The sequence below is a fragment of the Neisseria sp. Marseille-Q1983 genome (assembly GCF_018224585.1).
Lineage (GTDB): Bacteria > Pseudomonadota > Gammaproteobacteria > Burkholderiales > Neisseriaceae > Neisseria > Neisseria polysaccharea.
Genome location: NZ_JAGTUI010000060.1, coordinates 1 through 8,354, shown reverse-complemented (window position 1 = coordinate 8,354; position 8,354 = coordinate 1). Strand labels below are relative to the sequence as shown.

At 51.7% G+C, this 8,354-nt stretch carries 13 protein-coding genes and 1 tRNA gene; 4 read left to right on the top strand and 10 right to left on the bottom strand.

Annotated elements, in window-relative coordinates:
* From KEM39_RS10295 to nusB, 3 genes are all read left to right on the top strand, one after another.
* The coding region (locus KEM39_RS10295) for an immunity protein Imm33 domain-containing protein (RefSeq protein ID WP_211709968.1) at positions 1-159 on the top strand (159 nt) is incomplete at its 5' end.
* Positions 160-207: 48 nt separating this feature from the next.
* A complete protein-coding gene (gene ribH / locus KEM39_RS10290) occupies positions 208-684 on the top strand; it encodes a 6,7-dimethyl-8-ribityllumazine synthase (RefSeq protein WP_002214167.1) in 477 nt (158 codons plus the stop codon).
* Between the two features lie 77 nt (positions 685-761).
* The gene (gene nusB, locus KEM39_RS10285) at positions 762-1,187 is read left to right on the top strand and encodes a transcription antitermination factor NusB (RefSeq protein WP_002214168.1); all 426 of its coding nucleotides are present in this window, start codon (positions 762-764) and stop codon (positions 1,185-1,187) included.
* A 170-nt stretch (positions 1,188-1,357) separates the two neighbouring features.
* On the opposite strand, the gene KEM39_RS10280 is transcribed toward nusB, so the two are convergent.
* From KEM39_RS10280 to KEM39_RS10265, 4 genes are read right to left on the bottom strand one after another with little or no spacing between them, the layout of a single operon-like run.
* A complete protein-coding gene (locus tag KEM39_RS10280; RefSeq protein ID WP_211709967.1) occupies positions 1,358-1,834 on the bottom strand; it encodes a hypothetical protein in 477 nt (158 codons plus the stop codon).
* Positions 1,835-1,852: 18 nt separating this feature from the next.
* Positions 1,853-2,887 carry a dihydroorotase gene (gene pyrC, locus KEM39_RS10275; protein ID WP_211709966.1) on the bottom strand — a complete coding sequence of 345 codons (1,035 nt, stop codon included), beginning with the start codon at positions 2,885-2,887 and terminating at the stop codon, positions 1,853-1,855.
* Positions 2,888-2,947: 60 nt separating this feature from the next.
* Positions 2,948-3,553 (bottom strand): NMCC_0638 family (lipo)protein, encoded by a 606-nt coding sequence (locus KEM39_RS10270; RefSeq protein WP_211709965.1) that lies wholly within the window; start codon positions 3,551-3,553, stop codon positions 2,948-2,950.
* A complete protein-coding gene (locus KEM39_RS10265; protein WP_003675596.1) occupies positions 3,554-3,778 on the bottom strand; it encodes a sulfurtransferase TusA family protein in 225 nt (74 codons plus the stop codon).
* Between the two features lie 107 nt (positions 3,779-3,885).
* Between KEM39_RS10265 and KEM39_RS10260 the strand changes: the two genes are divergently transcribed.
* On the top strand, positions 3,886-4,497 hold the full coding sequence (locus KEM39_RS10260) for a CNP1-like family protein (protein WP_211709964.1): 612 nt from the start codon (positions 3,886-3,888) through the stop codon (positions 4,495-4,497).
* Between the two features lie 58 nt (positions 4,498-4,555).
* On the opposite strand, the gene accD is transcribed toward KEM39_RS10260, so the two are convergent.
* The 6 genes from accD to KEM39_RS10230 all read right to left on the bottom strand — a co-directional run bounded on the left by accD (position 4,556) and on the right by KEM39_RS10230 (position 8,284).
* Positions 4,556-5,428 (bottom strand): acetyl-CoA carboxylase, carboxyltransferase subunit beta, encoded by an 873-nt coding sequence (gene accD / locus KEM39_RS10255; protein ID WP_107859285.1) that lies wholly within the window; start codon positions 5,426-5,428, stop codon positions 4,556-4,558.
* A gap of 37 nt (positions 5,429-5,465) precedes the next feature.
* A complete protein-coding gene (gene trpA / locus KEM39_RS10250) occupies positions 5,466-6,251 on the bottom strand; it encodes a tryptophan synthase subunit alpha (RefSeq protein WP_211709963.1) in 786 nt (261 codons plus the stop codon).
* Positions 6,252-6,522: 271 nt separating this feature from the next.
* Positions 6,523-6,615 (bottom strand) — tRNA-Ser (locus KEM39_RS10245).
* A gap of 190 nt (positions 6,616-6,805) precedes the next feature.
* Positions 6,806-7,321: a hypothetical protein gene (locus KEM39_RS10240; RefSeq protein WP_025457374.1), complete on the bottom strand. Its 516-nt coding sequence runs from the start codon at positions 7,319-7,321 to the stop codon at positions 6,806-6,808.
* 22 nt (positions 7,322-7,343) lie between these two features.
* Positions 7,344-8,105 (bottom strand): 3-deoxy-manno-octulosonate cytidylyltransferase, encoded by a 762-nt coding sequence (gene kdsB, locus KEM39_RS10235; RefSeq protein ID WP_211709962.1) that lies wholly within the window; start codon positions 8,103-8,105, stop codon positions 7,344-7,346.
* Positions 8,102-8,284, bottom strand: a complete 183-nt coding sequence (locus KEM39_RS10230; protein WP_002221286.1) for a Trm112 family protein — start codon at positions 8,282-8,284, stop codon at positions 8,102-8,104. The genes kdsB and KEM39_RS10230 overlap by 4 nt, the downstream gene beginning before the upstream one ends.
* Between the last annotated feature and the right edge of the window lie 70 nt (positions 8,285-8,354).

Sequence of the window (8,354 nt, the reverse complement as noted above, 5' to 3'; positions counted from 1 at the left end):
ACCGACGATCCGGACAACTTCAGCATCCTCAGTATTGCCGACATCACCAAAACCAACCCTGAAACCGCCGCACTGCTCTCACAACCCGAAGGCAGCGCATGGGAGCTTGCCGAAGACGGCACATTCCAAACCGTCGCCGACTGGCAACCTAAGGACTGACCCTTCAGACGGCATTCCGAAACCTCCGAATACCAAAGGAAACCCCCAATGAACACCATCGCCCCCAACCTCGACGGCAAACACCTCCGCATCGGCATCGTACAGGCACGCTTCACCAACGAAATCGGCAGCGAAATGCTCAAAGTCTGCTGCCGCACCCTCCAAGAATTGGGCGTGGCAGACGAAAACATTACCGTCGCCACCGTACCCGGCGCACTTGAAATCCCCATCGCGCTGATGAACCTTGCCTCTTCCGAAAAGTTTGACGCACTGATTGCCATCGGCGTCGTCATCCGTGGCGAAACCTACCATTTCGAGCTGGTTTCCAACGAATCCGGAGCAGGCGTCAGCCGCGTCGCACTCGACTACAACATCCCGATTGCCAATGCCGTCCTGACCACCGAAAACGACGCACAGGCAATCGAACGGATTGAAGAAAAAGCCTCGGATGCCGCCAAAGTCGCCGTGGAATGCGCCAACCTCGTCAACCTCCTGCTCGAAGAACAGTTTGAAGACGAAGAATAACAAACAGGGCGTACACCGATGCGCCCTTTCCGTTTCAGACGGCATACTGTGCCGCCCAACCGTTTCAAGGAAAAATCATGAAAACAGCCCGCCGCCGTTCCCGCGAGCTTGCCGTACAAGCCGTTTACCAATCCCTTATCAACCGCACCGCAGCACCCGAGATTGCTAAAAACATCCGCGAAATGTCAGACTTTGCCAAGGCAGACGAAGAATTGTTCAACAAACTTTTCTTCGGCACGCAAACCAATGCGGCAGAGTACATCCGACAAATCCGCCCGCTGCTCGACAGGGACGAAAAAGACCTCAACCCCATCGAACGCGCCGTCCTGCTGACCGCCTGCCACGAGCTGTCCGCCATGCCCGAAACGCCCTACCCCGTCATTATCAACGAAGCCATCGAAGTTACCAAAACCTTCGGCGGTACGGACGGGCACAAATTCGTCAACGGCATCCTCGACAAACTCGCTGCCCAAATCCGCCCCGACGAGCCCAAACGCCGTTGATACTCCGGAAAATCCGAATCGGAAAATACACAAATGCCGTCTGAAAAACCTTTCAGACGGCATTTTGTTTGACCGTTCGATCAATGTTGGCCGGTTTGGTTTTTGACGGCATCGACCACTTTGCCGACGCCATCGGCCAGTTGGTAGGCTTGGGCACCGGCGTCATCTGATTATTTTGAAATTGCCATTTCAATGACTTGCTCAACATAGTTGTTTTCCAAATCAATTACGTCTCCTTTTCTTTGTTTTGATATTTTTAATTCGTCATACGCGTAAAAAATAGCAATTTTTTTCCCTTCACAAAATAAATGTCTGTCGGATTTATTCATCATATACATACTTTCATTCCTTACGATGCCTTCACCATCTATAAAACTAAAACTATTCGGTATATTTCTTCGTTCCATTCCCGCTTCATATATTGACGATATCACTCCGGAAACGCTTCTGGTGATAATCTGTCCGGAATCAATATTACTCCACCATTCCTCTGATGCAAATAAGCCTTTGTCTTTTTTGATGCCAAAGATACTTTCGTCATTTAATGATAATAATCTTGTCTTTTCAATAAATTCTTTTTCTCTTTTCATGACTTTTTTAAAATCATAAACCAAATACATATCATCATCTAAATTTAAATAGCTCATTTTATATCTCCAATTTTTTCAAAACTGCACCGTCCAGCCGATTTCGCCGCCCGCGCGCATCGGGACAAGTTCGCCATCGCCGTAGGGAACACTTGCGGGGACGGTTTGGCTTTGTTTGACGAGGGTAATCGTGTCGGTATTTTCGGGAATGCCGTAGAACCTTGCGCCGTTTTTTGAGGCGAAGGCTTCGAGTTTGTCCAACGCGCCTGCTTTTTCAAACACTTCGGCGTAAAGCTCGATGGCGGTCATCGCGCTGAACATACCGGCGCAGCCGCAGGCGTTTTCTTTGGCGGATTTGGCGTGCGGCGCGGAATCTGTGCCGAGGAAGAATTTGTGCGCCTTATCGCCGGTAACGGCGGCGACCAATGCCTGACGGTGGGTTTCGCGTTTGAGTACGGGCAGGCAGAAATGATGGGGGCGCACGCCGCCGACCAAGAGATCGTTGCGGTTGAGCAGGAGATGTTGCGGGGTCACGGAGGCGGCAACGTTGTCGCCCGCTTCCAAAACAAGGCGGGCGGCTTCGGCGGTGGTGATGTGTTCGAACACGACTTTAAGATTCGGCACTCGCGCCAAAACGGGTTTCATCACGAGCTCGATAAAGGCGGCTTCGCGGTCGAAAATGTCGATTTCGGGGTCGGTTACTTCGCCGTGAACGAGGAACAGGATGTCCTGTTTTGCCATTTCTTCCAAAACGGGGATGAGTTTGAACAGGTCGGTTACGCCGGAATCGGAATTGGTCGTCGCGCCTGCGGGGTAGAGTTTGAAGGCGACGATGCCGGCGGCTTTGGCTTCGCGTACAAGTTCGGGCGTGGCGTTATCAGTCAAATAAAGCGTCATCAACGGCTCAAACGCGCTGCCTTCGGGCAATGCCGCCATGATGCGCGCTTTGTAGGCAAGCGCGTCGGCTACGCTGACGACGGGCGGTTTGAGGTTGGGCATGATGACGGCGCGCCCCATCTGGCGGGCGGTATAGGGTGCAACGGCTTTGAGCGCGTCGCCGTCGCGCAGGTGCAGGTGCATATCGTCGGGTCGGACAATGGTCAGGGTTTGCATGGTTGTTCCTTTTTAGATTTTTGGTTTCCAGACGGCATGCCGACTTTATGCCGTCTGAAGTCAGGGGAGAATTAGGGGTTTCCCGTTGTGGGAACGGTGCGTCAGGTTCAAAACTGCCTGTACGGGTAAATCCGGGGAATCGGCGGTTTGGGCGGTCAATACGGTTTCTTCAGGGCTGCCCGCTTCCCGCCAGGCATAGCTGACTTGGCGGATTTCAAACGGTGCCTGCACCGACTGTTCTGCCCTTAATTCCAAATTTTTATTTTGCGGCGGATGTCGGACAAGCCCTGAGAAATGTTCCAAAAGTGCGGCAGCGTCAGCATATTTGGCTTTAACACTGCAACTGTTGTCACTCAGGCTCAGATAATAGATACCGCCATCCTGTTCAAGCATCCACAATGCCCGTGCATCGGGCTCTGCAACAGCGGGCGGCAGATGGGACAGGTCTTCCTTTCCGACAGGGACAAAATGTCCGACAGCGGCAAACTTGGAAACCGGTTCAAAACCGCCCTGCGTCGATACGCAGGCATTCCGGAACAAATCGACGGCAATGCGCGCAAAGCCTTGTCGATCTTCATCGGAAGGTTGATTTTTGGCACTGCATGCAGCAAAAATAAAAGTTACAAACAACACAATCGGGCGGATTATCTGCATTTCAGACGGCATTTATTTGTGTTGGACGACCAACCTGAATACGCCGTCCTGCTCCGAAGCATCCAGCAGCACATGACCGGTTTGGCGGCAAAAAGCCTCAAAATCCCCGGGCGCGCCGCCGTCGGTTGCCAGAACGGTCAACACGTCGCCCTGCTGCATTTGCGCCAAAGCCTTTTTGGCACGCAAAATAGGCAAAGGGCATTTCAGCCCGATAACGTCCAAAGTTTCGCTGTTCATGTTCCGATACCGGTTAAAAGTTTAAATAAAGCCGAATTATACCCCACTTGCTTGCAGCCCTCCCTACCAACCCATAAAATAAAGCCGTTTTCAACTTGGAGAAATCTATGCGCCGCGCCATCCTTCTGATTCTGACCCTGACTGCCGGCACGTCCCTTGCCACCAGCTTCAGCCAAAAAGACACGCCGATCAACACCCGCTACCGCGAAACGCCCGAAGAAGCCACCGCCCGCGAATTTAAAGAACATACCGCCGAACTGCCGCCGCTGCCCGATACGCACTCGGACGGCTGGTTCGACATTTATGTGGATGAAAATTACGGCAAACAGCCGAAAATCCTGCTCGACAGCCTGCAAATTATGCCCGCGCCCGACGGCAGCATCCGCTACATTCTCAATATCCGCTCCGACAAAGGCTACGACAACCTGACTGCCGAAGGCATATTCTGCGCCCGCTCATCCATCCGTTTCGGCAACGACAAACTTTCCTCCTACAAAGTATTCGGATACGGCGATACGGTCAACCGCCGTTGGATACAGCCTCGAAATACCGAATGGAAACCGATAGGCGGTGCATTAAGCCGCAACGACGCATTACGCGCCGTGCTGTATGCGGCATTCTGCGAAGACGGCATACCGACCGACACGCACGGCCTGATACAACGTCTGAAAGAACGTGCCGGACATTATGCGCCATCGATGAAACAACACTCCAAATAAACCGGATATAAAAATGCCGTCTGAAACAATTTTCAGACGGCATTCGCATTATCAGGCATTATGCGGCGGCAACTTTGTCCTGACGGAGCAACAACGTAATCAAACTGCTGATTCGCTGCTTCATCTCACGCCGGTCGACAATCTGGTCGATCGCGCCTTTTTCCAGCAGGAACTCAGCACGCTGGAAGCCTTCCGGCAAGGTTTCCCGTACAGTCTGTTCAATAACGCGCGGTCCCGCAAAACCGATTAGGGCATTGGGTTCGGCCAATACGACATCGCCGAGGAAAGCAAAGCTGGCGGATACGCCGCCCATGGTCGGATCGGTCAATACCGATATAAACGGCAGGCGTTTTTCCGTCAACAAGTGCAGCGCGGCACTGGTTTTCGTCATCTGCATCAATGAGTTCACACCCTCCTGCATACGCGCACCGCCGGAAGCCGCCACACAGACGAACGGACAATTGTCAGCAACCGCCCGACGGATACCTTGTACGAATCGTTCGCCCACAACCGAACCCATCGAACCGCCGATAAAGCGGAACTCAAACGCAGCAACCACAACGGGCAGGCCGTTCATCTTGCCTTTCATTACCACCAAAGCATCATCTTCCCCGGTCAGCTTGCGTGCCGCACTCAAACGATCCGGATATTTTTTGCTGTCTTTAAACTTCAAAGGATCGGTCGGTTTGACATTTCCGGCAACCTCCTCTCTGCCATCCTCATCCAAAAGCAGATTCAGGCGTTGTCGTGCCGACAACGGATTGTGGTGGTTGCATTTCGGACAAACCTGATTGTTCTGCTGCAACTCGGTAGAATAAACGGTTGCCGAACAAGACGGGCATTTGTGCCATAGACCCTCGGGAACATTGGAAGAACCGTCTTTTCCGCGATTCTTGATTTTGGGTGGCAGAATTTTATCTAACCAGCTCATGGACAACTCCTAAAATATTCAGGATAAGGAACCGCCGTCAGCGCACGGCATCCTTCAACTCTTTTACCAAAGCACCGACGGCGGCAGCCTCGTTGCCTGTATTGTTTTCGATTTCTTTCACAATCCGGCTGCCAACAATAACTGCGTCGGCAACCCGACCGATTTTGCGTGCACTTTCCGCATTGCTAATACCGAAACCGACACCGATGGGAATATCTATATACTGACGCAAATGCTCTATTCTACTCGAAACTTCATCCGTATCCAAACTTGCCGCACCCGTGACCCCTTTGAGCGATACATAATAGACGAAACCACCTGCAAATTGTGCAATGGTCTTAATGCGCCCTTCAGTCGTTGTAGGTGCAATCAGGAAAATACAGTCAACCCCGTTGCCTTTCAGCTCGCGATATAAAGAATCGATGGTTTCAATGGGGGAATCCACTGTCAACACACCATCCACCCCCGCCTTTGCGGCTTCCTGAGCAAACTCCCGATAACCCATCTTATGTATGGGATTCAAATACCCCATCAAAACAACTGGCGTTTGAGTATCGGTTTCACGAAACCTTCTGACAACATCCAAGACATCGCGCAGAGAAACACCGTTTACCAACGCCCGTTCCGCCGCACGCTGAATAACCGGCCCGTCTGCCATCGGGTCGGAAAAAGGCACACCCAACTCTAAAATATCCGCACCATTTGCAACCATACTGTGCATTATTGCCAAAGTTGTCCGAATATCGGGGTCGCCCACCGTAATATAGGGAATCAATGCCTTTCCGCCATCCAAAGCGGCAAAAGCCTGCCGGATTCTGCTCATTTGTCTCTTCCATCCTATCGGCAAATATGCCGTAAAACACAATCAGTAAATTTTTCCCAGTATAACATTTGCGGTATGGATAGGCGAATACGGCAAACAGAAACCGCGTAGATCAGAGCCGCCGTTTGAACGAGGCAGAAATAAACGGCAAGCATCTCGGATTAACAAAATTCAAAATCAAGACAGGGCAATACCATACTGGTTTTGTCAACCCGCTATAAAATTGCATAAAAAAATAGACGCTGTAAAACACAGCGTCTATTTTTTTATCTGGCGGAGTAAGAGGGATTCGAACCCTCGATGCAGGTTGACCCCACATGCTTCCTTAGCAGGGAAGTGCCTTCAGCCTCTCAGCCATTACTCCTAAGGAAAGCAGAATTGTAATTAACTTTGTTGATACCGTCAAGAAGAAACAGGAAGTATAAATATCAGCATCTTGAAATTAAATAATATTTACCTCATTAATACTAGCAATCGGCGTTTCTCAAAACAAAATATCCTTATATATTGCGTCCCATCAGAGGGGCGCATTACTTTTCTTATCAATCAAATCCTCATAAAAAATGCTTTTGGGCATCTTGCTTAGCTTCCTGAAACCACGCGTCTTCAGGAAAACGTGCAAGCGCGGCATCCAATGTTGACAGTAGGTTTTGCGACAGGGCTTTGGTCAGGTATTCCTCCTCGTTGGCTTCTGCCGCTTTATCGGGCTGTTGTGCCAAACCGTCGGCACGGGCTTTGTGTCCGTGTGCCAAATAGTTGAGGGCGGTAATTTTTTGCGCCCAAAGCTGCGGTATGTCGGGATTGTCTTCAATCATGACGGAAAGGATGGATACGGCGGTCGCCAGCCTGCCACCGTTCATTCTAAGGTCGAGGGAACGGTTGGGCGGCAGGGTGCTGAGTGTTTCTGCCATTCTGAACCAAAATTCGCCGCTAGCTTCGTCGGGTGCGTTCAATTTGAGCATTTCATAGTGAACCTCCTGATCATCGTTTTGCACGAGACCCCATACTTCGGCAAGGATTTTCTGTTCTTCACGACTCAAGTGTTGCCATTTTTCAATATGTTGCTGCATATCTTTTCCCTTTGAACCTGTTTTATACGGTCTGAAATACGGCGCGGACCCTGTCCAAATCTTCCTGCGTATCCACACCGGCGGCGGGGGCTTCTTTGGCGGTTTCGACGGCGATGGGGTAGCCGTGCCACAGGACGCGCAGTTGCTCCAGCGATTCAATGGTTTCCAGCGGCGAAACGCTCATTTCGGTGTAGCGTTGCAGGAAGCCGACGCGGTAGGCGTAGATGCCGATATGGCGCAGGACGGCGGTTTCAGACGGCATTTCGCGTTTTCCGGCACGCATTGCATCGCGCGGATAGGGAATCGGGGCGCGGCTGAAGTAGATGGCGTTGTGGTTTTTGTCGAGGACAACTTTGACGGCGTTGGAATTTATCAATTCATCGAAATCGTGCAATTCGTGGGCGGCGGTTGCCATTTGGACGTTGTTTTCCACCAAGACTTCGGCAGTGCGGTCGATGAGTTCGGGGGCAATCAGCGGCTCGTCGCCCTGTACGTTGACAACAATCAAATGCGGCGGCAGTTTCAGCGCGGCAGCGGCTTCGGCAAGGCGCGTCGTGCCGCTTTCGTGCCGGTTTGAAGTCATGACGACTTCGACGCCGTGCGCCTGACAGGCTGTCTGAATGTCGGGATGGTCGGTGGCGACGACGACGCGCGCGGCTTTACTTTTTGCCGCCTGTTCGGCAACGCGCACGACCATCGGTTTGCCGTGGATGTCCGCCAAGGCTTTTCCGGGCAGGCGCGATGAATCCAGCCGCGCCGGAATCAATACGACAAATTCGGTCATGCTTTGAGTTCCTCTTCGCTCAACGCTCGCGCTTCGTTTTCCAGCATATAGGGAATGCCGTCTTTAATCGGATACGCCAGCTTCGCCTGACGGCTCCACAATTCCTGTTTGTCCTGATGATATTCCAGCCTGCCTTTGGTAACGGGGCAGACGAGGATGTCTAAGAATTTTTTTTCCATAGGGTCTCTTTCGAGTTTATAGTGGATTAACAAAAATCAGGACAAGGCGACGAAGCCGCAGACAGTACAA